We start from the raw sequence: 25034 nt of genomic DNA on the forward strand, positions 1-25034 counted from the left end.
TTTAATGAAAGACGAAAAGAATGAAGAACTTGCAGCGGTACTTTTTGACATCTTAGCAGATGTTTATCCTCAGTCTCCCTGGAGTCAGGCACAGCTTTTAGCTGATATGAACCGAGCAGAAGCAGACTACTTTTTCGCCTATGAGGACAGAGAAATTGTCGGTTTTTTGTCCATACAGCACTTAGTAGGCGAACTTGAAGTCACTAATATTGCTGTTAAGAATGCTTATCAAGGGAAAGGGCTGGGCAGTCAGCTTATGAGCACCTTCATAAAAGATGAACAGCTGCCTGTCTTTTTGGAAGTTAGAGCTTCCAATCGAGCTGCGCAGAGTCTTTATCAAAAATTTGGCTTTAAAGCTGTTGCCAAGCGAAAAAACTACTATCGCAATCCATCTGAAGATGCTATTTTGATGAAGCGGGAAGGACGCTTTGCAGGTTTTTAAACAAGGTAAAAAAAGAAAGTAAGATAATGACAGACAGATATATTTTAGCCATTGAATCGTCTTGTGATGAGACCAGCGTGGCCGTTTTAAAAAATGACAATCAGCTTTTAAGTAACGTTATTGCCAGTCAGGTGGAAAGTCACAAACGTTTTGGCGGAGTTGTGCCTGAGGTGGCCAGCCGTCATCATGTAGAGGTTATTACACTGTGTATTCAAGATGCCTTAAAAGAAGCTGACACTAAAGCAGAAGATTTATCAGCTGTTGCGGTGACTTACGGTCCCGGGCTTGTTGGAGCTCTGCTGGTTGGAATGGCAGCGGCTAAGGCTTTTGCCTGGGCACACGGTTTGCCCTTGATTCCGGTTAATCACATGGCGGGCCACTTGATGGCAGCCCAGAGCACTGCTGACTTGCAGTATCCGCTTTTGGCTCTTCTGGTGTCGGGGGGGCATACCGAGCTGGTTTATGTAGCAGAAGCAGGCCAGTACAAGATTATCGGGGAAACGCGTGATGATGCGGTAGGAGAGGCTTATGACAAGGTCGGACGTGTGATGGGCTTAAGCTATCCTGCAGGGCGCGAGATTGATCAGCTGGCTCATAAAGGGCAGGACATTTATAATTTCCCAAGAGCAATGATCAAAGAAGACAACCTGGAATTTTCTTTTTCCGGATTAAAATCGGCCTTTATTAACCTTCATCACAATGCCAAACAAAAGGGAGAAGAGCTGCCTGTTGAAGACCTGTGTGCATCTTTTCAGGCTGCTGTCTTAGATATTCTTTTGGCAAAAACGAAAAAAGCTTTGGAGCAATATCCTGTCAAAACGCTGGTGGTAGCAGGAGGAGTTGCGGCTAATCAGGGACTGCGGGAACGTCTGAAAGAGGAAATATCAGATGTTAATGTTATTATCCCGCCCTTGCGGCTTTGCGGAGATAATGCCGGCATGATAGCCTATGCTGCTGCTGTAGAATATCAGAAAGGGCATTTTGCAGATTTGGATTTAAATGCTCGGCCAAGCTTAGCTTTTGACAGTTTAGAATAGATGTGTCATCAAGAAGTAAGACCAAAACGGAATTTTTAAAAGTTTTGTTTTGGTCTTACTTCTATTTTTTAGCCTCAAAGCGGCAAAATCCGAAAATAATTGAAAAAATATTAAAAAAAATGATAAAAAATGATTGAAAACGCTTAACAAAAAGATTATAATACAGTTGTAGCTACACAGAAAGGAAATATTATGAAATTAGCAACACGCATCAATTCATTCCTGCCGGTCAATAACAATGATATCAAGGAGGTTTTCAAACGTTTCAAAGAATTAGGTCTGGGCTATGTTGACCTCAACTATCCAGAGCATGTCAAGGGCTATGAGGCAGAAGAAATGAAGTCTCTCCTGGCTGACAATGACTTAGCTTTAAACGGGGTTGCCCTGCGTTTTAGAGAACAGTTTATCAATGGTGAACTGGGAAATGCTAATCCTCAGCTTGCTCAGGAGGCTCTGCAGCTGTGTAAGGACGCTGTTGATTACTGCCGGCAGGCAGGAGGACATGTTATTACGATTTGGCTGGGCTTTGATGGTTTTGACTACAGTTTTCAAATCAACTATCAAAAAGTTTGGGAACAGCTGAGGGCTGCCTATCAAACAATTGCAGACTATGCTCCGGATCTGCAAATCAGCATAGAATACAAGCCTTTTCAGCCGCGGGCTTATGCCTTTATTGACAGCATGGGTGTGACTGGTATGATGCTGCATGATGTCAACAGAAAAAACGTAGGTGTAACACTGGATTACTGTCACATGCTGATGAAGCATGAAAATCCGGCCTTTGCTGCGGATCTTTTTGGCAGCCAAAGCAAGCTTTACGGTATCCATCTTAATGATGGCTACGGTCTTAATGATGATGGGCTTATGATTGGGACTTCTTCACCTTTCAAGACGCTGGAGCTGCTTTATTATTTGAAGAAGCATCATTTTGATGGAGTTATTTACTTTGACACTTTCCCTGTTATTGAGGATGCTTCAAAGGAATGTGAGCAAAATATACAGATGATCCGGCATTTTGAACAGTTGATCAATAAGACCGGGCTGGAATATATCCAGTCTGTTATTGATAAAAATGATGCAGTAGCAGCAAGTCAGCTGATGCTTGAGTTTTTTAAGGGAAGTTAAACCTTCCTTCAAACTAAAGGAGAATAAAATGGTCGATTACAAAAAAACAGCCAAAGATATTTTAAACCATATTGGCGGCTCTGAAAATATTCTGAATATGACGCACTGCGCAACCAGACTGCGTTTAAATTTAAAAGACAGCTCCAAAGCAGATGACCAAGCTGTTAAAAATGTTGAGGGAGTTGTCGATGTCATCAACAAGGCCGGCCAATATCAGATTTTAATCGGCACAGAAGTTCCTCATGTCTATGATGAATTTGAAATTCTGGTTAAGGGAAATGCCAATAACAGCCTTGATGAAGGGGGAGAAGAAGGCGGCAGTCTCATCAGTAAGATCTTCTCAGCTATTTCTGGTATTTTTGCTCCTCTTTTGCCGGCTTTGGCAGGTTCTGGTATTTTAAGAGGTCTGCTCATTCTTGCGGTACAGCTGGGGTTAGTCAGTGAAAAAAGCGGGACTTATGCTATCTTATTTGCTGCGTCCATGAGTGTTTTTTACTTCCTGCCTGTTTTGCTGGCCTTCACATCTGCCCGGCGTTTCGGTGCCAGTCCTTATATTTCAGCTTTGATTGGCGCTGCATTGCTGCATCCGGATTTCATTGCCTTACTGGGGAAGACAGGAAATGGGGCAATGACTAATTTCTTTGGCATTCCGGTTGTTTTGATGAATTATAATTCAACGGTTGTTCCCATCATTTTAACCATCTGGGCTTATTCTTACCTTTATAAATGGCTGGATAAGCATATTCCTGAAACACTGAAATTGGTTATGGTTCCTTTGATTTCCCTCTTAATTATGGTGCCTTTAACGGTTATTGTTATCGGACCTATCGGTGTCTATGGCGGCGAATTGATTGCCAATGCTGTTAACTGGCTGATTGAAAGAAGCGGTCTCTTGACCGGCATTGTCATCGGCGGCGGCTGGAGTGTGCTGGTCAGCTTTGGTATTCACTGGGCAGTCAATCCGATTATGATCAATAATATCTCTCAAAATGGTTTTGACTATATCTGTCCTCTCACCTTTGCCTGTAATTTTGCTGTTATTGGAACAGCCATGGGTGTTTATCTCAAAGGAAAAGATAAAAATCTGAAAAATTTCGCCCTGACTGGCGTGGTAACCATTGCTTTATCGGCTATCATTGAGCCAACGTTATTTGGTCTCTTGGTCAAAAATAAAAAACTGTTTCTGGCTCAAATTATCGGAGGTGCCGTTGGCGGAGCTTACTTAGGCTTTACCAAAGTCGTAACGAATGCCTTTGTTTTTGGCAGTGTAACAACTTTTCCGGCTTTCATTGCAGGTAATGCCAATGTTATCAATGGTATCATCGGTCTTGCCATTTCGGTAGTTGTCGGTGGTATTTTAGGCTATATTTTCACGACGAAGGAAGATAAATTAGCCTAAATGAAAATGTAGGGCAAATATGGTATCATTATTACTATAAAGTGAAGGTGACTATAATGATTCCATATGAGAGACAGCAAAAGATATTAAGAATTATTGAAGATAAGGAAATTGTAAAAATTGACCAGCTGCAAGAATTGATCAGCGGCGTATCAATGTCAACCTTGAGACGGGATTTAAAAGAATTGGAGAAAGCTCGCAAGATAGAAGCTTTGTCAGGAGGAGCGGTGAAGCTTAACTCAACAGTCAGGGAGATACCGATTTCGCAAAAAAGCACTCTCAACAGTGATAAAAAGGCGAAAATTGCTCAGCTGGCTGCCAGAGAAATCACAGACGGTGATGTGATTTATCTGGATTCAGGTTCGACCTGCTCAGCTCTTTTTGAGCAGATTTTTGACAAGAAGATAACGATTTATACGACCAACACGGATATTTTGGCTTTTCATGAACCGATTGCAGCTAAAATTATTCTGCTGGGCGGTGAATACAATCCCAAAACATCTTCTTTGAAAGGAAGCCTGACCGAGGAAAATTTAGGAAATTTGTATTTTGACAAGGCTTTCTTAGGGATAAACGGCCTGTCAAAAGCCAGCGGCGGAACAACACCGACACTGGCAGAAGCTGTTAAAAAGAGGATTGTTAAGGAACACTCCAACCAGTTATTTCTGCTGTGTGACAGCTCAAAATTCCACAAGACCTCCAATGTTAAAGCCTTTGATTTGAAGCACCTGACGGTGATTTCTGATCAGTTTGATGCTTCCATTAATGATATTGTCTCTTTAAAGGTAAAATGATAGCTGCTTAGTAATGGTCAAGATCCAATTTCTGATATTTTTCGGGAATTGGATTTTTTATACACTTTGACAATCAAACCACTGCTTTGCCGTCAGGTCGGTGTTTGATTATCCTTAGTTATCCTTTGGAAAGGAGAGTAAGTATGGCAAAATTATTGTGTCCAAGTATGATGTGTGCTGACTTTGGGAACCTTAAAAAAGAGGTGACAGAGCTTGATCTGGCCGGGGCAGATAGTTTTCACTGCGATGTGATGGACGGCAGTTTTGTGCCAAATATAGCAATGGGAGTCATGGATATTGAAGCTGTCCGACAGCATACCAATAAAATGGTGGACTGTCATCTTATGATTGAAAATCCCAGCAGTAAGATTGACTGGTTTATCAACGCCGGGGCTGATTTGATTTACATTCATCCTGAGAGTGAACGCTATGTTTCAAAGACACTGGCCTACATCAAAAGCAGAGGAAAGCTGGCCGGTCTGGCCATTAATCCTGATACGAATCCTTTGGTTGTGTCAGAAGTTTTAGGTTTGTGCGATTACCTGTTAGTCATGACGGTTAATCCGGGCTTTGCCGGTCAAGCATTTCTGCCAACAGTCAAAGAAAAAATCAAAGTTTTGCTTGATATGAAAGAAAACTATCATTACAAGATCATCATTGACGGAGCCTGCAGTCCGCAAATCATAGCCGAACTGTCAAAAATGGGCTGTGATGGATTTGTTTTAGGGACCAGCGCGCTTTTCGGACAGAAAAAAACATACCAAGATATAATGAAGGAGCTGCAAAGATTATGAAAATCGGAATTGGCAATGACCATGTTGCTGTTGCCTACAAAAAGGCCATCAGTGATTACATCAGAGAAGCCTACGGCTATGAAGTCGTTAATTTTGGGACAGACAGCTCAGAGCGCTTTGACTATCCCCTATCGGGCAAGGCAGTAGCTCAGGCCGTTGTCAGCAGTCAGGTTGATAAAGGAATCTTAATCTGCGGAACAGGTGTCGGAATCGGTATCTCAGCCAACAAGGTTAAGGGCGTTCGCTGTGTAATCTGCAGTGAGCCTTATTCGGCTAAGCTGTCCCGCGAGCACAACAACACCAATATTCTGGCCTTTGGTGCGCGTGTTGTGGGGATTGAACTGGCAAAGATGATTGTAGACAGCTGGCTGACAGCAGAATATGAAGGCGGCCGCCATCAAAAAAGGCTGGATATGATTGAAGAGATCGAAGACGACAATTTATAAAAGTAAATGGATAAAAATGCTCTTGTTCCCGTGTTCAAGAGTATTTTTGTGTGCTATAATGAAACTACTAGTCATTGATTGTGAGGGATTTGATGCAGGAAAAGGGATTTCGGGAAGGGATGAGAGACGCTGCGCCGACAGCTTTAGGTTACATTTCAATCGGACTTGCCTTTGGCATTGTGGCAGCTGCTGCCGGTCTGTCTCCTTTGGAAGTTGGCTTGATGAGCCTTTTGATTTACGGAGGTTCTGCCCAATTTGCTCTGGTTGCCATGTTTGTTTCCGTCGCTGATTTGGGGAGCATTACACTGACTGTTTTCTTGGTTAACTTGCGCAATATGCTGATGAGCCTGCATGCAACGACAATTTTCACCAAGTCCAGCCTCTGGCAGAATATCGGCATCGGCACACTGATTACCGATGAAAGCTACGGTGTCCTGCTGGGGGAAAATGTTCACAATAAAAATATCCAACCAAGCTGGATGCACGGCAATAATCTTCTCAGCTACTCAGCCTGGGTATCAGCCACTGTTGCAGGAACGTTGCTGGGCAACACTATTCCAAGCCCAGAAAACTTCGGCCTTGATTTTGCCTTGATTGCTATGTTTATCGGGCTTTTAGTCAGTCAGTTTGATGCTATGACTGTGTCAGACAGCGCCAAAAAAGTTGTTCTTGTTTTGTCAGCCGTTGCAGGAAGTTTTTTGTTGCTGTCGATGCTGCTTTCAGAAGCTTTGGCAGTGCTTTTTTCAACTTTGATTGGCTGCGGGGTGGGGGTGATGCTGGATGAGCCTTGATTCTTATGTTTTCACTGCAATCTTACTGGGCTTTGCGGTCAGCTGGCTGCCTCGGATTGCTCCTTTTATTTTAGTCAAATATAAGGGCCTGCCTGATATTGTGGTGCGTTTTTTGAAGTATCTGCCGGTATCTATCCTTTTTGCCCTGACTTTTTCAAGCTTTCTTGATGAAAGGATTGGACGGCTCCCTCAGGTGCACTGGCTGGAAGTTTTAGCCAGTCTTCCTGTTTTTTACATTGCCTATAAATCCAAAAATTTACTCTATGCTGTTTTAACAGGAATTGCGGCCATGGCCGTAATTCGTCTGCTGTTTTAATGATAGCGAGCCCTAATGTTCACTAAAGAAATTGTTGAGGTATCTTATGTTAAAAATTATTCAAGGAGACATTACCAAGGTCAAAAACGTTGATGCTATTGTCAATGCGGCCAATCAGACATTATTAGGAGGCGGCGGTGTAGATGGCGCCATTCATCGGGCTGCGGGCAAAGAGCTGCTAAAAGAGTGCCGTCAGCTTGGCGGCTGTAAGACTGGTCAGGCTAAGCTGACCAAGGCTTATAATCTTCCTTGCCGCTACATTATTCATACAGTTGGTCCGGTGTGGCAGGGCGGCGGGAAAAATGAAGCTGAGCTCTTGGCATCCTGCTATCGTGAGTCTTTAAAATTGGCAGCTCAGCATGGCATTCGCAAGATTGCTTTTCCCTCAATCGCAACAGGCGTCTATCATTTTCCGGTTGACAAGGCTGCTCAGATTGCCTGCGCTGAGGCTTCCGGCTATATCCAAGAACATCCAGATGACTTTGACCTTATTGAGTGGGTCTTGTTTGATGAGAGAACTTATGCTGCTTATGATAACTGCGTTAATAAATCTGTACAAGAAAAATGAGTGAGAACCAAGTTTTAAATAAGTTCCGGCAAAAAGCCGGTTCTTTTTGCTTGGCCTTGAAAAATTATGCTAGAATAATGTCATAAACACTTAGGAAAGGAAACGTTATGACCTACCGTAAGCTCACCTTTAATACCACGATTGCCAGTCAGAAGCCCAGCAACAAGGATACTTGCCCTTTTTGTGAGCAGACGGAGCTTGGCAAAATTTTAGATAGAAAAAAGGACATGATTTGGGTGGAGAATAAGTTTCCTGTCTTGCAAGACAGTTATCAAACCCTGATCATTGAGTCCAGCTGGCATGAGGGAGATATTTCAGCTTACGATTCAGCAGCTAACCGGCAGCTTTTTGCTTTTATGTTTGAAAAATGGGCAGAGCTTGAGGTCTGCAAGGATTACCGCAGTGTTGTTCTCTTTCGCAATTTTGGTCCCTTATCCGGAGGGAGCCTCAGGCACCCTCATTCACAGCTTGTGGGCTTTAAAGATCTAGATGCTTATGCAGCCTTGGACAGGAAAACTTTTGCAGGTCTGGAAGTTTATAAAGAGTCAAAACATGCGGCTGAAATTACCATATCGTCGTATCCCTTACAGGACTTTACAGAGTTTAATGTCAGAATTGCTGATATCAGTGATTTAGACCGCCTGGCAGACAGTGTGCAGCTGCTCAGTGATTATGTGCTCAATGAATTTGCCGGCGGTCGCTGCAGCTCCTATAATTTGTTCTTTTATCGTTTTGAGCGAGAAATTTGCTGCAAGGTCGTACCGCGTTTTGTGACCTCGGCTTACAATATTGCTTATGGCATTCATCAGGTCAATCAGCTAAAACGCTTGGAAACGATCAGAGATGATCTAAGGCACAAATTTCTTGAAAAAATCAAATAAAACTCTATAGCCAAGCCTCCTGCTGTGAAGTCATCTGGCAGAGTGACTGTAGGCACTAGGAAAAAGCTGGGTGAAAATCCCAGCTTTCTTAATTTATGGAAAGAACAAGAAGATTTAAAGCTTTGCTGGCACTTGTCCTGCGCAGCGGTCAAAATAACCTTATCTGTTTTGGCATCCTTTGAATTACACAGAAACGCTGCCGGCGACCCAGCCGGTGCACAAGGCAGAAGTAATATTAAACCCGCCTGTGTGAGCGTTGATGTCTAAGACTTCACCGGCAAAGAACAGACCCGGAACTTTCTTACTTTCCAGTGTCTTAGGGTTGATTTCTTTGAGTTCAACCCCGCCTTTGGTAACAAAGGATCTGGCCAGAGACATCTTGCCGGTAATTTTAATAGGCAGTTTTTTAAGCTTGTCCGCAAGCTCTTGTGTTTGGCTTGGAGACAGGTGTTTGATCTTGTCCGGCAGATTGGCACTCAGAAAGTCGGCAACACGTTCGGGAACCAGACCCTTAAGAGCATTTTTGCAGGATTTTTCTCGATTTTTTTGAAAATAGCTGAGCAGATCTTCAGACATCATCTGTGGCAGAAAGTCTAGGTTAGCAGTCTCACCGCCGGAGACAAAGCTGGATAGCCGAAGCGCAGCAGGACCGGACAGACCAAAATGTGTAAAGAGCAAATCGTGCGTGATTTGGTGTCTGCCGCAGCTAAGTGTGACATCATCAAGTGAGATCCCCTGCAGAGCTTTGTGAGGAAAATCTGTCAGCAGAGGACTTTCGGCTGCTTCGAGAGGTGTTAGACCAAGGTTGAAATGGCGGGCAATTTCATGCCCAAATCCTGTTGATCCGGTTGAGGGATAAGATTTTCCGCCTGTTGTGACAATCAGTTTTTGACAGGTAAAGGCCTGATCTTTTGACTTGAGCTGAAAGAGGCCATCTCTTTTTTTGACTGAGGTGACTTCTGTATTAGTCAGCACGGTGCCGCCGGTTTCTTGAATTTTTGCCTCCAGCGCGCGGATGATTGTCTGTGATTTATCCGTTACTGGAAAGACGCGCCCATGATCTTCAACTTTTAGGGCCACCCCATTTTCTTCAAAAAAATGGATAATATCATGATTATCAAACTGGGAAAAGACACTGTAGAGAAAGCGCCCATTGCCGGGAATACCTGCCATAAGGTCATCAAGACTGCCGTTATTTGTGACATTGCAGCGGCCGCCGCCGGTGCCGGAGAGCTTCTTGCCCAGCTTTTTGTTTTTCTCAATGAGGAGGACTTTTTGCCCATAAAAGCCGGCAGAAATGCTGGCCATCATACCGGCAGGCCCGCCGCCGATAACAATAGTATCAAAATGTATCATACTTTCATTCTAGCATAATTTTACCGGCTTTGACAGATTTCTTAAAAACCTTGCTTTTCCTGCCATAAATTGACAGATTAAGGGTGATATGATACTATTTTCATAGTATAAATTCTGTAAAAATGAGGATATTATGGCAATTGAAAAGACAGTCAGCGAATTGGCTGAAATTCTGGGAGTGAGCCGACAAGCGGTTAATAACCGCGTTAAATCTTTTCCTGAAGAATATGTTGAAAAAAATGACAAGGGGGTTACGGTTGTCAACCGTGCCGGCCTTATCAAATTAGAGGAAATTTATAAAAAGACAATCTTTGAAGACGAGCCAGTCAGCGAGGAAGTTAAGCAGCGGGAATTTCTTGAAATTTTGATTGATGAAAAAAACACTGAAATTACGCGCCTTTATGAGCAGCTTAAAGCAAAAGACAGCCAGCTGGATTCAAAAGATGAACAGCTGCGGATCAAGGATGTGCAGATTGCTGAAAAAGACAAGCAAATAGACCAGCAGCAGCAGCTGACCCTGACCGCCATGCAAGATAAGGAACAGCTCAAGCTGGAACTTGATGAGGCTAAGGCAGAGGTCGAAGAGATTCAAAATCAGCAAGAGGGCGTCAAAAAAGGATTTTTTGCCCGTTTGTTTGGTAAATAAAAAAGGCCGGAACAACGTGTCCCGGCCTTGAATCTTATATTGCGCTAATAGATTAACAAAGCGGCTGATTGAGCAGCCGTTTTTTGCTTTTCCAGTCCATCCTTGCCGAACTCCGTCAGACTGTTTGAACTTGATGAATTAGCCGTATGGAGGCTTCTCTCCTTTTTCAATTTTAAAAAGGCAGTTTCCCAGCAAAGGCACCCATCGTTTTTTGCGTGGCATCTTCAATTTGGCTGAGGGCATCGTTTACGGCTTGAGCGGTCATATCCTGCAGTGTTTCAATATCTTCGGGATCAACAACGGCCTCTTTGAAATCAATAGAAACCAGCTTTTTATCACCTGTAAAAGTAGCAACAACCAATTCTTGAGCAGATTTGCCAACAAAAGTAGCAGCGGCCAGTTCAGCCTGCTTTTTCTCCATTTGTTTTTGCAGTTTTTGCGCCTGTTTCATCATGTTTTGCATATTCATCATAAGATTTTCTAGATTCCTTTCGTATCAAGGGTTTAGACCCTGTTTGTAAATTTTCGTTGCCTTATTTTGCCTTATTGTTAAAAATTTTCAAAAGCAGAAGCAACTTCTTTTTGTTGTGTTGGAAATAAATGTGAGTAAACATTTATAGTAGTGTTTATAGAACTATGTCCTAAGCGTTTCATCAAGGTAAAGAAGATATAATCTCTCCCCTCACCGTTTCGTAAGCCTTGTGAAATAAGAAAGGCTGCATGAGAGTGTCTGAAATCATGATTGCGAATTAACTTGAGATTATCAGGCATTCTCTTTTTTAGGATTACTCTAAAATTTGAAATATTAGGACCTGTGAGCAACTCAGGACTTGTTTGAAAAATTTGAAGATTATCCGAGTCATCTGTAAATTCACCTAATAAATCAAACTGTTTTGCCTTCCATAATTTCAATTCTTCTATAAAGGCATTGTGAATATAAATTCTACGATTTGATTGAGTTGTTTTTACAGTACCGATATGAACTTGTCCATTACGATAATAAGCAGAGTATTTAATATCAATATATTTTTCGTCAAGATTGACTTGCTTCCAAGTTAAAGCTAATGCTTCTCCTATACGAATTCCGGTATACATCAATATTCTGTAAAACAGCTGATATTGGTATTCTGTTTTTTTAAAAAGCGAGTCGAATTGTTTGAATTGTTCAGGCGTATAGTAATTCATTTCTTTGTATGGTTGAGGTAATTGCCGCAAACCATCGCAGGGATTATCTATACGAAGCTGATTTGAAATCGCAACATCAAACATTTTATGAAGAAAAATCATTTGTTGATTGATGTGAGTATTAGATAGCGTACCACCCTTTACACTAGGTTGGCTCTTAAGCCAATTTCTATAATCCTTAATATCAGCAATGGATACTGCTCGCATATTTGCATTTTTAAAATATTGTGAGACATATACTCGGAAATAGGACTCTTGACTATCAATTGTACCTCGTTTATTACCACGAAGTTCATCTTCTTCTCGAACCAAAGAATACAAATAGTCTACACTGATTTTGTCTTGGTATCCTACTTGATAAAGCTTATTGATTCGATAGTCCGCCTCATATCTTTCTGCTTCTTTGCGTGACTTGAAATCTGTTTTTCTATGACGCTTTTGTTTCCCTGTTACAGGATCATAACCGTCACTGATATCCACCCTCCATTTCTTATTTTTTTGTCTCGTTACTGTCATTTGAAACTCCCTTTTCAAAAACAGTATCTTCTTGCACACTATCAATTATACCATCTTTAGGTGAGAGCTCAAAACCTAGAATTCGTTCAATTGATTTTCTAGGAACACGACCTACCCTCTTATTATTATAAAAGAGAAAACCATGTTGTACTAGGTCTTCTTTTGCCATTCGTATAATTTTTTTTGCTTGAGATTCTGAGTAGCCTGTTAATGTGATAATCTCTTCTTTTGATAATAAATCGATCATAATTTTCTCCTCATGTATTATTTTATAGTTGCTTTCTTTAGACTAAATCCACGGTTCTTTTGTGCCTTTAAGCTCGTGTTGATACTTATTAAGCCAACTCAGATGGTCTTTGTTTGGCTTGAATGTATTTTTGTAAATCTGGTAAAAATGGCCTAATAATTTTGGGGAACTTCTCTGTCCATAGATTTGGTCAACTTTCCACAAAAGTGCTAACAATCCAGAGCCTCTTATAAGATATTGAATACTTTTTTCTAAGCTATTATCAGTGATTTTTGATGTAGTAAAAGAAAATGCCCCACTCTCAAGTTGTTCTAACATTAACTTTGATATTTTATGAAGTCTGTTAGATTTAGTATAGAAAAATAAATATTTATCAAGAACAGCTGATAGTATAATATTTTTGGCTTCGTTATCTGATTGACAATCAAGAAGAGCTAAGGTTAACTGATGTGCAAATTTTTCTTTAAACTCAACTTCAAATCGAACCCAATCTTCCACATTTTTATCTATATTTCTTTCTTGCAATTCTCTTTTTTTATCATAAATACGTACTATAGCCTTACTGTTTTTAGAACGAGATCCGAGATAGATTGTCTCTGTCTTAAAATCCTTTGAAATATCATTGATTTGAGAAGTATTTCTGGGATATGGCTTTTTTAAGTTATCTTCTTGAATATGTTGGAGATTTATTTTATTAGAGTTTTTGTATTTTCCGTATCTTAACTCTGTTCGCCCACTTTCTAGTGAACGTTTCAGTTTCGAGATATTAATTTTTTCATTGATAAAATCAACACAAATATCTATTCGACTCAATCTTATATTGAGAGAAGAAAATTGTAGCTCTTGTAATAACGTGTGGACATTAATAGATTTGCCAAACTTTTCTTGAAATGCTTGTTGATAGTTATCCCATGCTTTAGCTGAGAAATATATGATGATCCCTATTTGTAGATTGTCAGGATGATATGCAATTGATAACTGGAAGGTCGCATTGTCTATATTGAAACCGACTGTATATCCCCGCGGTAATTTTACGTTCTCATCAGTAAAACTATATAATTCAGAAAGTTTGCTTAGGTGCAATAATTTTTGAATATTTTTTTGGGCTCGTTCCTGCCAAAATGTATGTTCGTGCTGAGAATTATTATCAAATACAACTAAAGTAACTTGATCAACTTTTATGTCTATCATAAATATCTCCTTTTTAAAATTTTTAAATAATTGGAAAGACTATCCTTAAAGGACTTCTTTTGGTTGGTACGACCGGTCGAGAGGGGGTATATTACTCTCCTCTATGTATTTGTGAATGCTTGAAAATTAATCTTTAGAAAATTGTTTGTATTTTAGAGCTCTAAGTAAATCATTTTGATATAATTTATGTTAGATTTATTTTCTCGCATAGATAGTATGCCATGAACAGCTAGGATTTCTTTAAAAATCGTCGTAAAAACCTATGTTGTTTTTGGCAACTATATTATGCCACGAAAAAATTTAGTCTCATTCAAAAATTCATTTTTTTTAGGGATAAATAATTTTTCAAGTATTTATCTACTAATATTTGTAAATGTTAAAGAATACTCTATTGATAGTTTTTCAATATTATCTATGGATATAACAAAAGGAGTAAGCGATAACGCCTACTCCTTTTGTTCATATATATAATTTAATTGCTATTAGGTACTTCAAGAGAAGAGATGAAGAGTTGTTTTTAAATAGACAAACTTTCGAATTAGCTTTTCTTCCTCTACAGGTTTAATATCAAAGATGAAGTAGTGGTCCCTATTATCCTTAGCATTCTCTTTATTGAGCTTAAAGTAGTTATGTTGGGATTTGGACATGGCCAAGAGAATATCATCTGTTAAGAACGTTAAGGGGATATCTAAGGCAGAGTAGCGGTAGAAGTCTATCTCAAAGCGACGATAGCTATCGCTAAAATAATCCATTTGTAACTCATTGTGATGAAAGTCAAGCTGATTCATGCAGGGGCACCTCCTCCAAAAGTTCAATAGCAAGCATATCTTCGAGTGCGATAGTGATATGCCCATCAGTTGATTTCACTAAAACATGGTCACTTGTGAGCGTTAGGACGCTACCAATGACATAGTTTAAATTGTTCTTTTCTTCTATTGTGATTCGTGCAGTCAATTGATTCACATACAACTGGTTTAGCAGCAGATGTTTCATCTCTACGGTTAATTCAGACTGGTAAGTCCTTCTACTCGCATCATTAGAAAGAGCAGAAGTGTGTTCTGATAAGAAAAATCCCACCCATTTTTGCATCCCAGCATCTTGATATTCCCTTGCTGATTGAAAAGGTAAATAAGAACGATCTATCATTTTAGTCCCTCTAATCCTCCAGCGGAGTGACCGCCGATGAGTTTACTTCTTTCAATATTTCTGGAACCTTCTGTAAGGACGGTTCCTTTTTGTATAGCCAAAAAACCAAATTGTTCCCTAACAGTATCAATGGCTGCTTGGAGTCTTTCTTCCTTTTCTATCGTTTCAACATCATCGAAAAGTGATAGGAGTCCAATGCTTTCATCGACAAAGCCACTGTAGAATACGCCGATATTTCTCACGGCCCCAGAGTTATATTTACTGCGGAATAACTCCAGTACATGATTCACCATTGTTTTTGTTAGATTGGCAGGCTCAATTTTCTTTTGCGCCATAATAGGTCGCTTCCTCTCTATTTTTGAGTAACCGACTTGGATAGATACTACCGTGGCCTTTTTGTGGGCCGCTCTTAATCGATTCGCTACCTGTTCTGCCATTTCCGATAAGACAGTCTCAATCTCTCGTTTTGAGTAATAGTCACGAGGTAAAACCTGAGAATTACCTAGACCGTGAGACTTAGGTTTGTAAGGCTTGTGAACGTTACTTTCATCTACACCGTTGGCATGGAACCACAATTCAACGCCGACTTTTCCAAATTCTTTTTGAAGTGTATCTGGATTAGCATTAGCCAGTTCTTTGATAGAGGGGATGCCCAATTTATGGAGTCGTTTCTCTGTACGTCTGCCAATACCCCAGAAGTCAGTTAGGTGTGGAAGAGACCAAAGTTTTGATTCGACATCTTCATAAGACCAATTGGCTCGCATGGTCGGTGTCTTTTTCGCTTCATTATCAAGAGCTAATTTAGCTAATAATGGGTTAGCGTTGCTCATACCAACAGTTGAATAGATCCCTGTCTTTTTCCAAATGTCATGTTGTAATTTGGAAGATAGCACATCCAGTTTCTGCTTTCGATTCAATGAGTTATCTCTGATGAAGTAGTTGAGAGAAGAGGTTAGATCAATAAAGCCCTCATCAATAGAGTAGGGAAGAATGTCATCAGGTGCAGCATAGTCTTGAAAGATATGCTGAATTTCGATGTTTTTCTCAATATAGCGATCCATCCGGGGAGGGACAATCAGTGTTCTTTTAGCCCAGCTTTCAATATAAGAGATGTACCTGGGTGAGATATCAAGTCCTTGGCGTTTAGCATTATAGTAATTGAACTTTCTTGTCTGAATATCAAAGGGTAAATCGTAAGCACGTCCGACATTGTTTTTTCCAAAGACTTTTTTAAACATAGGAGACGATGCTAAAATTAACCCCGCAGCGTTTTCAGCTCTACTCATAACGCACAGAGAAGTGTGCAAGGGATTTAATCCACGGTCAACACATTCTACACTGGCATAGAAAGACTTCATATCAACGAAAGCTATATCAGATTGAGGTTCTTTGGAATAATCAATATAGCCCATGGTTTTAGTTCCTCCTTATCTCCTTCTAACTTTCCAGTTCATCAATATGATCTGTTATCTCATATTCAATATGCTGTGGTGCAATGTAAATATGCTCTTTACTACAAATGATAGTTTTAGCAGGTGGTATCACAATCAGCTTCTTATAGTGGGCATGAAGTGACTAACGACTAATCCAACAATACGAGGTTCATCCTCATAGGGGATAAATCGATTAGGATAATCATCGTTTAGAGATACCATTCGAAACCCATTTTCTTCTCGATAAAGTTTCTTGATATAGACGGACTCATTCCATGACAGTGCATAGACGGCTCCGTCATAATCAAAACCACTGGCACGAATAAGAGCGACTTCACCATCCAGGTATATAGGCTCCATAGAGTCTCCTTTAATCCAAGCAGCAACATCGTAGCCATATTGTTCTTCGTCTGAATAAACGGTTTCTGTCTCGTATTCATCAAAGAGAGATTCACCAAGACCAGCAGAAAGAGCCACATCAGATAGGACTTCCACAGAAAACAGTGGAACAATGTTATCATGTGATTGTTGTGCTTGAAGCAATTCTTCGGCATAGCCATCAACCTTTTTTTGATTATCCGAAGAGAGCTGGAGGTAAGTACTAACAATCTTGTATTCAGATTCAAAGTAAGTCTCTGGAACTTTTAAGATGGTGGCCAGTTGTTGGAGATTCTTTTGATTTGGCTTTGTTTTTCCATTTTCCCAATTGAAGTAGGAGGAACGGTTGATACGAAGTTTATCTGCCACAGCAGACTGCGAATAACCTAGAGACATCCGCCTTTCTTTTAAACGATTTCCCGAAAACATAAAACCTCCCGAATCATCTGTTGTTTTATAAACTAACAAAAGTATACCAGATTTTTTGAGTAAGAGCAATGGGGAAAAGTTTATTTTCTTTACCGATCCTGTTGATTGAATTTCTGATTCTGTTCAATTTGTTTAAGCACCTTATTTTCATACTCCCGACTGGTAATGTAACGGATATATGCCTCTTTTGACATGTGCGGACGTTTGCTGTGTTCAACATCAATGTTAAAGCCCATTTCAATAGCCAGGCGTTCCCCTTCTTCACGAATAAGACGAGTATAGGTCATTAAGCGGTTGTTATACTGGCCTTCAGGTTTTTCAGGATTCGGAAGTGGCAATCCCAATTCTATCATAGCTTTTCTTTTCCCAATCTTGAGGAGCTCTTTTCCATCCTCATTTTTATCATGATATACCCAAACTTGTCGGATATGTGCATGAGGGGTTGCTTCATCGTTGTGAATAGCACCATCAAGGATAAATAAGTTTTCTTTGGTTAATTTCGACTGATATTTTATCAGTTCATTGTTCCATATACGAAATTCAGTTGAAGTAGGAGCTATATCTTTGTTTCCAATTTGATAAATAACTTCTTGTGGCTTAGTATTCCGTCCTTTTCTTAAATCTTCACTCGTTTTTTTGCGTTCTGGATGGTATTGTTTGATTGCTTTTGCATTAATATCTTTAAGCCAATCCGAAAAATTAACTCGATAAAATCGTTTTTCCGTTTCAACGAAATTATATTTTAAATCGGGATAGGTAGAAATGTAATGATTTAGGTGAGACCGACTTTCATCAATATGAGAAGCAGATATTATATTAAAATTTCTTGAGTTATGAGAAGGACTTCCTGTATTTCCAATTTGAACAGTAACCTTCATAGGCTTGTTTGCTTTATTTGTCATGTCATATTCCTAAAAATGTATTCATTAATATCATGCCATATAATTAAAAAAATAAAAACTTGATAATGAAATGTCGTTGAATCTAGGGTTGGAGATATTAATTTTTCCTGATGCAAATAAAGAAAAAATAGGCACAGGCTGTTCATTTTTCTTTGACTAACAGCGCTGTATACACGCTAAGATTGTGGAGTAGTCAAGAATGAAAAAGACATCCGAAATGGATGTCTAGGTAAATACTTTGAGCAGATGGATAGCTATTTCATATGGTTTATCTTTGCCAGTTGTAACTTTATGCGCGTGGAGGCATACAGGATGATGAACAAGCTAGGAGTACTCTCCTCAGTTGGTGTTGTAACATTATTCTTAGCTTCACAATGGCTTGAAGATAAATTTATTTCTCTATTTTAGAGACTTAATCAGAATTGATAGAGCCTTCGTGAATTCATGGCGTTTTTGTTTGGGAAGTTCGGCTAAGAGTAGTAATAGATCTTCGGTTTCCTCATCAATACCTTGCTTCATATCGAAAAAAGTGGGTATATCTACTTCAAGGGCTTCTATAATTTTGTAAAGTGTACTGATAGTAATATTACTAGGTTTATTTTCTAGTTTGTAAATATAATTAAAACCTAAGCCAGCTTTTTCTTCGAGCTCCATTTGTGTCATACCAGCTTGTTTCCGTAGAATTCTGATGCGCTGAGCAATAAATTTCTGTAGTTTATTTTCCATAAACCTATCATACAGGTATTAATTTTTCAAAGAACCACTATAAAAAACTGAAAATAAATTTAACAGTCACAAAAGACTGAAAATGTGGTAAAATAGCTTTATATATAAGAACTAGGAGAATACTATGACAAAAGAAGAATGGTTAGAAGCTTTTGAAGCTATAAATGGAAGAAGAGCTACTGAGGAAGAAATGACTTCCGCGAAATTCAGTGGAGAGTTCATAGAAAATACCACTGCAGCAATGAGTCAATCAAATCTTCAAGAAGATGCCGAAAATAATCTAAATGAACCAACTAAAGCCATGATGTTTTGTACTTCTTGTGGTAGTCAAGCTATAGAAGGAACTCAGTTTTGTCAAAACTGTGGTCAGAGATTGAAAGGTGAAAACCACTCAAGTGACATGTCTGCTCAATTTCAGAAAACTTCAATAATAGACTATTTGACGAGTTGCATACAGCATAAAAGATGGATCTTATTAATTTATTTAGCGATAACCAGTTCTTTTCAATATGGGATACCGATTCTTTTGATGATGTTTGCGATATCAAAAACAGGGCAGGGGCTAGTGTGTCGGATTATTGGTGCCAGAAAGATTGAACGTCAAGAACAAATAGAATATTTAAAAGTCCCCATAGATAATATGATAGCCAAAGCTAGGTCTGAAGGTTTGTTATTGCCTGAGACAATTGATATTCATATTATTAATAGTGACGTACCAGTTACTTATGCGGTTGGGATGAACAAACTTGTTGTATCAGAATCACTGGCTCAGCACCCAGAAATTTTTGAATCTAAAGTGATGTTTGAATTGCATCGAATTAGCGATATGGCCCCGAATTTATTATTAGTTGTTATTTCTGCCAACATTATCGTCGTATTAGCAGCAATTGCTATTTTAATCTGGAGCGGATTCAATAAAAATTATGGAGATAGAAGAACATCATTTTGGTCTGATACGTCGCAAAGTAAGAACGGAGCTATCATCTTTTATGTTTCTTTAGCAATAATTGCGACTTGGGTAGGACTAACTTATTTATTTGTTAGAAGCACGATTCAAAAAGATGTTTTAGCTGCTGATCAATATGTGGCTGAGCACAACCTAGGAGAAGTGTACTGTTACTATCTAGACAATATAACATCAGTTGATAATTCTAGAATTAAGAAATTTTTTGAAAGAGGTTTCCCAGCAGTGAGCCAACGTATTGGTTTTATGCAAAATATGGGAGTTGCTTATAATAAAGCTTATTAGACGATTTGAAAAGGAATGAATAGCTATGTTTAAAGATGAATGGATTGAGTCTTTTGAAAAAGAAAAAGGCCGCAAACCAACACCAAAAGAATTTATTGAGGCTAAGAATGCTGGATTGTTTTTAACTGAAGATGCTAAAGGTAGTTCTGATTCTATTGAAAATCCAGAACAAATTCTAAATAGTCCAATCATACCGATGATGGCAGATGGGATAGAACATGGTGAGAAAATTGAACTGACAACTTCACCTCTATCTAACTCTAATCATTCTCAGAAAGAGCAGCCGTTAAAAAAATTCTGCTATAAATGTGGAAATCAGTTACAAATAGATAGTGATTATTGTCCAAAATGTGGAGCAAAGTTTGGATCAACAGATGGGGAGCATTCCTTTTTGACAGATATTACAGAGAAGATATCAGATGTCAGTTCTTTAGCTTCAAAAAAGACAAAAGAGTTGACAAGTAACGTAAGGACTAATATTGAGGTCAGTTTAGAAAAAAGGAAACTTGATGCGCTGTTTAAGCAATTAGGCGAGGCTTATTATAGTAAGTTTGCTAACGATTGGGATTCGGAGTTTCAATCATTAGTCAGTCAAATCAAAGAATATGAAGAAAAGATCAATCAATTAGATCCTAGTTATAAGAAATCGAAAGGACGTGTGTAGATGATGAATAAATTTAAATATTTTTTTATCTTAATAATTTGTGGAATGCTATTAGTTGGCTGTGGAAAAGGAAAAAACGGATCAGTAGAGAATAAAAGTTCAGATACAACAAGTGGTAAAACTATTTCTGCTGATGTCGTGCACAACTTTGAAACTTATGAGTCGCCAGAGGGTAAATTGGACGATGAGGGAATCTACCGTTATAGTTTTTTGAAAAATGATGATTCTGTATATGATGCAATGTCATACCTAGATATTGACCAAATACTACCAGTTCATAATCAAAAGAAGATAAACGTAACTCTTGGAACAAATTTTGTAATTGACTCTTATCATTTTAATCTGCCTAATACTGTTAGAAAAATTTGGGAAACTGTTGAGGGCGAAGAGATGGAAGGTAACGATGGAGCAATGACTGAAATAGATAATGGAAAGACAGCAACACCATTTGAGTCTATCTCAGCAAAAAATCGAAAAAACTCAACAACCTTCTTTCTTTCTGCAAATGTTATTAACACAAAAAGACGTAGTGCCCAGGCTGTTGATTCGGATATTAACATTCTTACTTTCCAATATAAAGGCAGTGTCAATAGTGCAATTAAGCCAAATGAAAATGCAGGAAATAGATTATCGTACGAAGGGATTAATTTAGGAATTACAAGAAATCAATTTTTAGATAATGTCAAAATTAAGAACCCTATATATAAAGATGAGTATTTCAGATATGACAGAGAGTATGATAAGAATGATACACGCTGCTTCATAAGTTACATATTAGATGGGCGTGAAGAAAATGACCGTCCTTCTTATGTAGAGTTCACTTTTGATAATGAAATTCTTACTCAAATTAATATACATTGTACAAATGAATACCTTGGCATTGAAGTTCAGTAATGATTATATGGTATAAAATTAGAGAGGGTCTGGAGCAGTAGTTCCAGCCCCTCTCTAGTGTATATGCTTTTTATTTCATAGGAAATGTGGTTACACAAAGACCGATTTTTTACTAACTATGATCTACATATAAAATTCATACTATCATTCTTTCATGAGCTTATTTAACAATTCATAAATCAGCAAAAGATGGGCTAGTGTAGAAGAGCGCTTATATAAGGTGGTATGGGCTTCTATACTAGGATGCAAATTTTCAAATAATGGGCAACTACTGTAGAACATAAAAAATTAAATCGAGTGCTACTATACGAGATCATAAAATTTCCCCATTTTGGTACTCTATATTGGCCCATTATTTAGTTATTGGTAATTAACTATAGTCGACCATGAATTAAAGAAACGAGGCACACTACATAAGACCATTATTTGTTATTTTATGAGGCGCTATACTGTACCATGAATATCTCAATAATGGGTTACATATAAAGCCCATATTTTTGTTAAACATGGGCATCTATATTAGGATGTAAATTTTCAAATAATGGTCAACTATAGTGGAACATAAAAAGTTAAATCGTGTGCTTCTATACAAGACCATAAAATTCCTCATTTGGCTACTCTATACCGGCCCATTATTTAGTCATTGGTGGTTAGCTATAGTTGACCATGAATTAAAGGAACATGGCCCGCTATATTAGACCATCATTTATTATCTTTATGAGGTACTATACTGTACCACGAATATCTCAATAATGGATTACATATAAGGCTCATATTTTGTTAAACATGGGCTTCTATATCACACCGTTGTTTTAAAAAACATGGCTCACTATAGTTATCTGTATTTTTAAATTTCATGGTCTACTATATAAGGCCATGAATGAAAGAAAAGTGGGCTAATATAGTAGGGTAATATAAGCGATAGCATGGACTTCTGTAGTGAAACATAATCATAATTTCAATGGGTCTCCATAGTAGACCACGAATAAGACCCATTATGGACATCTATACTATATACAGATATCCACATCACGCGCCATAAGAAAAGAGAGAAAGCTACGCTTGTTATCTTTTAATAATCATGGGCTTCTATACTGTACCGTGTTTTCTAACTGTTATGGGCTTTTATAGTGAGCCGTGATATAAAGGCGAAAGAAAAGCAAAAGGCAGTGCCATATTTCTTTTATAAGGGATAGCGTTTGCCTTATAAATGGGGTTCTATATAAAGGCATTCTTTAATATCATTATGGGCTTATTTAGTGTCTTTTTTATCTTTGTCCTTTCGGCCTATTTTCTTAGGTTATTGCGCGTGATTTATTGCTATTTTAAATTATTAACATGTGGATAATCCTTGATATTATACGCTTCGTGGGTGTTTTCCACATTGTGTTACTACCTTAATTGCGGGAAGAATAGAGAGAAGGCTACGCCATTTTTCTATTACAATTCATGTTTTTATCTTTGTTCATATAATTTAACCCTTGATATAAATGGGTTTATTAAAGCTTCAGGGGGGGATATCCTTCTTTTTCTTTCTCTCTTCTTAGCTCTATCCGAAGTGGCGGGAGAATAGAAAGGAAATAGCATTGTTTTTCTATTATTTATTATTAGTTGAATGTTTCTAAACGTTGTTTTAATGCGGTTCTTTGTGTGGCGTACTGTGGATTCATCTTTGATTTTTCATTTCTTTTTCTTAGATTATTGGGTATGAGATTGAAATATCATTTTATTGGTTAATATTCAGTTAGATGACAGATTGTTGTGAGAAAAGAGAGAAAGCTTCGCTATTTTTCTTTTGTGTTACCGAATGCTTTACTAGCAAGGGTTTTAGTTTAAATCCGCAACTACATAAACGCAATACCACTTAGCGGAAAATTACTTAACAAATCTGTTTGCGCAACTACATAAACGCAATACATAGTTGAGCAAATATTTACAAATTTCCTTCTGCTAACCCTTGTCTGAGAATATAGCCATGTATTTTTAGATAATAGTATAAGAAGGGCATTATTATTTCATAAGTAGATTGTTTTGAAAACGAGAGAAAGCTTCGCTGTTTTTCTTTTATTTTATCAAATGCCTTGCTATCAAGAGTTACAGTTATTTTCTGCTAGTTGGTAAACGCAATACCAACTTGCGCAAATTTTACTAATTTCTTTCTGCTAACGCATGACTGATGTGAAAAATAATTTAGAAGAACTTATGTTGTAGAAACTCAACTTGTTATATTTATGGAAAATACCGTTATGCAGTTTTAGATGATAACATAAAAAACTACTATTATTCCGCAAATCTCTAAATATTGTTCCGAAAACAGACCTATTATTCCGAAAATGCTATAATAGAAGTCAGAAAAGAGGTGGAATAGATGTATATTACAGCAAAAGAAGCTGCTAAACGCTGGGGAATCTCTGATAGGCGCGTGCGTACTTTGTGTGCACAAGGGAAAGTTGAAGGAGCCTACCGTGATGGGAAAATTTGGAGAATCCCAGCGGATGCAGCACAGCCAAGTGACGGTCGTTATAAAAAGGCTTCTAGCTTACTATCAGTGATTGAAGAGAAGAAATCACTCTTAGCAACAAGGAGGCCCTTGACTAGTGGTGAGCTAGATCGACTAAATGAGGAATTTCTTGTAGAGTACACCTATAATTCTAATGCGATTGAAGGAAATACCTTGACTCTTCGGGAAACCGATATGGTGCTAAGAGGGTTAACCATTGATCAGAAACCTTTGAAGGATCATCTTGAAGCCATTGGTCACAAGGAAGCCTTTCAATTCGTTCAAACACTGGTTTCAGAAAATCGTCCCTTAACGGAGCAAGTCATTAAAGATATTCATTACCTTGTTCTGTCAGATAAAAAAGAAGATAGAGGTGTTTATAGAAAAGTTCCTGTTAGAATCATGGGGGCTGCCAATGAACCAGCTCCGCCTTATATGATTCGTCCCAAGATGGAGCAGCTCTTGCAAGATTATCAAAAGGATACAAGCTCAATCATTACTAAGCTAGCTAAATTTCATATTGATTTTGAAAGTATCCACCCCTTTATTGATGGAAACGGCCGAACAGGCCGGCTTTTGGTTAATCTTGAGTTGATGAAAGCAGGATTTCCGCCGATTGATATTAAATTTACAGATCGTGTATCCTATTATAAAGCTTTTGATGACTTTCATGCTAAAGGCCAAGTGTCTAGCATGGAAGATTTGTTTGCTAAGTATGTCAATGAACGTCTGGATGAGTATCTAGCAATTTTGGCAGAGTAAAAGAGAGAAAAATAATGAGGTATATTATGTCCATTTTAGTTGCTAACAGTTACATGAGTTGAACTGGCATGATTTTATCAAAGGCAGAGTAGTATGACAAGCTGACGGAGGATGTGCAAGAAAGTGTAAGTCTGGTTCAAAAAAAGTACGTTCTTTATTGATTAGAAGAGAGAAATCAACTAACCTATTATATTTTATGAGTATCTTAAGGATTAAT

Annotated in this window: 27 protein-coding genes; 16 read left to right on the top strand and 11 right to left on the bottom strand. The window is 38.5% G+C overall.

The window, feature by feature from the left end:
- The first annotated feature begins 4 nt into the window (after window positions 1–4).
- From rimI to G573_RS0105925, 11 genes are all read left to right on the top strand, one after another.
- Window positions 5–442, top strand: a complete 438-nt coding sequence (gene rimI, locus G573_RS0105875) for a ribosomal protein S18-alanine N-acetyltransferase (RefSeq protein WP_027975838.1) — start codon at window positions 5–7, stop codon at window positions 440–442.
- Between the two features lie 26 nt (window positions 443–468).
- Window positions 469–1479 (top strand): tRNA (adenosine(37)-N6)-threonylcarbamoyltransferase complex transferase subunit TsaD, encoded by a 1011-nt coding sequence (gene tsaD / locus G573_RS0105880; RefSeq protein ID WP_027975839.1) that lies wholly within the window; start codon window positions 469–471, stop codon window positions 1477–1479.
- A gap of 192 nt (window positions 1480–1671) precedes the next feature.
- Window positions 1672–2604: a sugar phosphate isomerase/epimerase family protein gene (locus G573_RS0105885; protein ID WP_027975840.1), complete on the top strand. Its 933-nt coding sequence runs from the start codon at window positions 1672–1674 to the stop codon at window positions 2602–2604.
- Between the two features lie 28 nt (window positions 2605–2632).
- Complete coding sequence (locus G573_RS0105890; protein WP_027975841.1) at window positions 2633–4003, top strand: PTS transporter subunit EIIC; 1371 nt, start codon at window positions 2633–2635, stop codon at window positions 4001–4003.
- A 56-nt stretch (window positions 4004–4059) separates the two neighbouring features.
- Window positions 4060–4797: a DeoR/GlpR family DNA-binding transcription regulator gene (locus G573_RS0105895; protein ID WP_027975842.1), complete on the top strand. Its 738-nt coding sequence runs from the start codon at window positions 4060–4062 to the stop codon at window positions 4795–4797.
- 143 nt (window positions 4798–4940) lie between these two features.
- On the top strand, window positions 4941–5591 hold the full coding sequence (locus G573_RS0105900) for a ribulose-phosphate 3-epimerase (protein WP_027975843.1): 651 nt from the start codon (window positions 4941–4943) through the stop codon (window positions 5589–5591).
- The gene (gene rpiB / locus G573_RS0105905) at window positions 5588–6037 is read left to right on the top strand and encodes a ribose 5-phosphate isomerase B (RefSeq protein ID WP_027975844.1); all 450 of its coding nucleotides are present in this window, start codon (window positions 5588–5590) and stop codon (window positions 6035–6037) included. The genes G573_RS0105900 and rpiB overlap by 4 nt, the downstream gene beginning before the upstream one ends.
- Window positions 6038–6129: 92 nt before the next feature.
- Window positions 6130–6828 (top strand): AzlC family ABC transporter permease, encoded by a 699-nt coding sequence (locus tag G573_RS0105910; protein WP_027975845.1) that lies wholly within the window; start codon window positions 6130–6132, stop codon window positions 6826–6828.
- Window positions 6818–7144 (top strand): AzlD domain-containing protein, encoded by a 327-nt coding sequence (locus G573_RS0105915; RefSeq protein ID WP_027975846.1) that lies wholly within the window; start codon window positions 6818–6820, stop codon window positions 7142–7144. Before G573_RS0105910 ends, G573_RS0105915 begins: the two co-directional genes overlap by 11 nt.
- Window positions 7145–7190: 46 nt before the next feature.
- Window positions 7191–7712 carry an O-acetyl-ADP-ribose deacetylase gene (locus G573_RS0105920; RefSeq protein ID WP_027975847.1) on the top strand — a complete coding sequence of 174 codons (522 nt, stop codon included), beginning with the start codon at window positions 7191–7193 and terminating at the stop codon, window positions 7710–7712.
- A gap of 107 nt (window positions 7713–7819) precedes the next feature.
- On the top strand, window positions 7820–8593 hold the full coding sequence (locus G573_RS0105925) for a DUF4931 domain-containing protein (protein ID WP_027975848.1): 774 nt from the start codon (window positions 7820–7822) through the stop codon (window positions 8591–8593).
- Between the two features lie 183 nt (window positions 8594–8776).
- On the opposite strand, the gene aao is transcribed toward G573_RS0105925, so the two are convergent.
- The gene (gene aao, locus G573_RS0105935) at window positions 8777–9949 is read right to left on the bottom strand and encodes an aminoacetone oxidase (RefSeq protein WP_027975849.1); all 1173 of its coding nucleotides are present in this window, start codon (window positions 9947–9949) and stop codon (window positions 8777–8779) included.
- A 133-nt stretch (window positions 9950–10082) separates the two neighbouring features.
- Between aao and G573_RS0105940 the strand changes: the two genes are divergently transcribed.
- Window positions 10083–10595 (top strand): DUF536 domain-containing protein, encoded by a 513-nt coding sequence (locus tag G573_RS0105940; RefSeq protein ID WP_027975850.1) that lies wholly within the window; start codon window positions 10083–10085, stop codon window positions 10593–10595.
- 172 nt (window positions 10596–10767) lie between these two features.
- Here the strand turns inward: G573_RS0105940 and G573_RS0105945 are convergent, their stop codons facing one another.
- The 10 genes from G573_RS0105945 to G573_RS0105990 all read right to left on the bottom strand — a co-directional run bounded on the left by G573_RS0105945 (window position 10768) and on the right by G573_RS0105990 (window position 18748).
- Window positions 10768–11067 carry a YbaB/EbfC family nucleoid-associated protein gene (locus G573_RS0105945; protein WP_027975851.1) on the bottom strand — a complete coding sequence of 100 codons (300 nt, stop codon included), beginning with the start codon at window positions 11065–11067 and terminating at the stop codon, window positions 10768–10770.
- Between the two features lie 77 nt (window positions 11068–11144).
- On the bottom strand, window positions 11145–12296 hold the full coding sequence (locus G573_RS0105950) for a site-specific integrase (RefSeq protein WP_027975852.1): 1152 nt from the start codon (window positions 12294–12296) through the stop codon (window positions 11145–11147).
- Entirely contained in the window at window positions 12271–12543 is a 273-nt protein-coding gene (locus G573_RS0105955) for a DUF3173 family protein (RefSeq protein ID WP_027975853.1), read from the bottom strand. Before G573_RS0105955 ends, G573_RS0105950 begins: the two co-directional genes overlap by 26 nt.
- A gap of 42 nt (window positions 12544–12585) precedes the next feature.
- Window positions 12586–13734: a replication initiation factor domain-containing protein gene (locus G573_RS11140; RefSeq protein ID WP_051175710.1), complete on the bottom strand. Its 1149-nt coding sequence runs from the start codon at window positions 13732–13734 to the stop codon at window positions 12586–12588.
- 491 nt (window positions 13735–14225) lie between these two features.
- Complete coding sequence (locus G573_RS0105965) at window positions 14226–14522, bottom strand: DUF5960 family protein (protein ID WP_027975855.1); 297 nt, start codon at window positions 14520–14522, stop codon at window positions 14226–14228.
- Window positions 14509–14880, bottom strand: coding sequence for a hypothetical protein (locus G573_RS0105970; RefSeq protein ID WP_027975856.1), 372 nt, complete (start codon window positions 14878–14880; stop codon window positions 14509–14511). The genes G573_RS0105965 and G573_RS0105970 overlap by 14 nt, the downstream gene beginning before the upstream one ends.
- A complete protein-coding gene (locus G573_RS0105975) occupies window positions 14877–16292 on the bottom strand; it encodes a Y-family DNA polymerase (RefSeq protein ID WP_027975857.1) in 1416 nt (471 codons plus the stop codon). Before G573_RS0105975 ends, G573_RS0105970 begins: the two co-directional genes overlap by 4 nt.
- A gap of 135 nt (window positions 16293–16427) precedes the next feature.
- Complete coding sequence (locus G573_RS0105980; RefSeq protein ID WP_027975858.1) at window positions 16428–17120, bottom strand: XRE family transcriptional regulator; 693 nt, start codon at window positions 17118–17120, stop codon at window positions 16428–16430.
- 89 nt (window positions 17121–17209) lie between these two features.
- A complete protein-coding gene (locus G573_RS0105985; protein WP_027975859.1) occupies window positions 17210–18022 on the bottom strand; it encodes a plasmid recombination protein in 813 nt (270 codons plus the stop codon).
- 399 nt (window positions 18023–18421) lie between these two features.
- Complete coding sequence (locus tag G573_RS0105990; protein ID WP_027975860.1) at window positions 18422–18748, bottom strand: helix-turn-helix domain-containing protein; 327 nt, start codon at window positions 18746–18748, stop codon at window positions 18422–18424.
- Between the two features lie 124 nt (window positions 18749–18872).
- On the opposite strand from G573_RS0105990, the gene G573_RS10955 reads away from it, so the two are divergent.
- The 4 genes from G573_RS10955 to G573_RS0106010 all read left to right on the top strand — a co-directional run bounded on the left by G573_RS10955 (window position 18873) and on the right by G573_RS0106010 (window position 24817).
- On the top strand, window positions 18873–19997 hold the full coding sequence (locus G573_RS10955; RefSeq protein WP_037586813.1) for a zinc-ribbon domain-containing protein: 1125 nt from the start codon (window positions 18873–18875) through the stop codon (window positions 19995–19997).
- Window positions 19998–20022: 25 nt separating this feature from the next.
- Window positions 20023–20661 (top strand): zinc ribbon domain-containing protein, encoded by a 639-nt coding sequence (locus G573_RS11145; RefSeq protein WP_051175712.1) that lies wholly within the window; start codon window positions 20023–20025, stop codon window positions 20659–20661.
- The gene (locus G573_RS0106005) at window positions 20662–21555 is read left to right on the top strand and encodes a hypothetical protein (protein WP_027975861.1); all 894 of its coding nucleotides are present in this window, start codon (window positions 20662–20664) and stop codon (window positions 21553–21555) included.
- 2368 nt (window positions 21556–23923) lie between these two features.
- Entirely contained in the window at window positions 23924–24817 is an 894-nt protein-coding gene (locus G573_RS0106010) for a Fic family protein (protein ID WP_027975862.1), read from the top strand.
- Window positions 24818–25034: the final 217 nt, after the last annotated feature.

It is taken from the genome of Streptococcus devriesei DSM 19639, from assembly GCF_000423725.1.
Taxonomy (GTDB): Bacteria; Bacillota; Bacilli; order Lactobacillales; family Streptococcaceae; genus Streptococcus; species Streptococcus devriesei.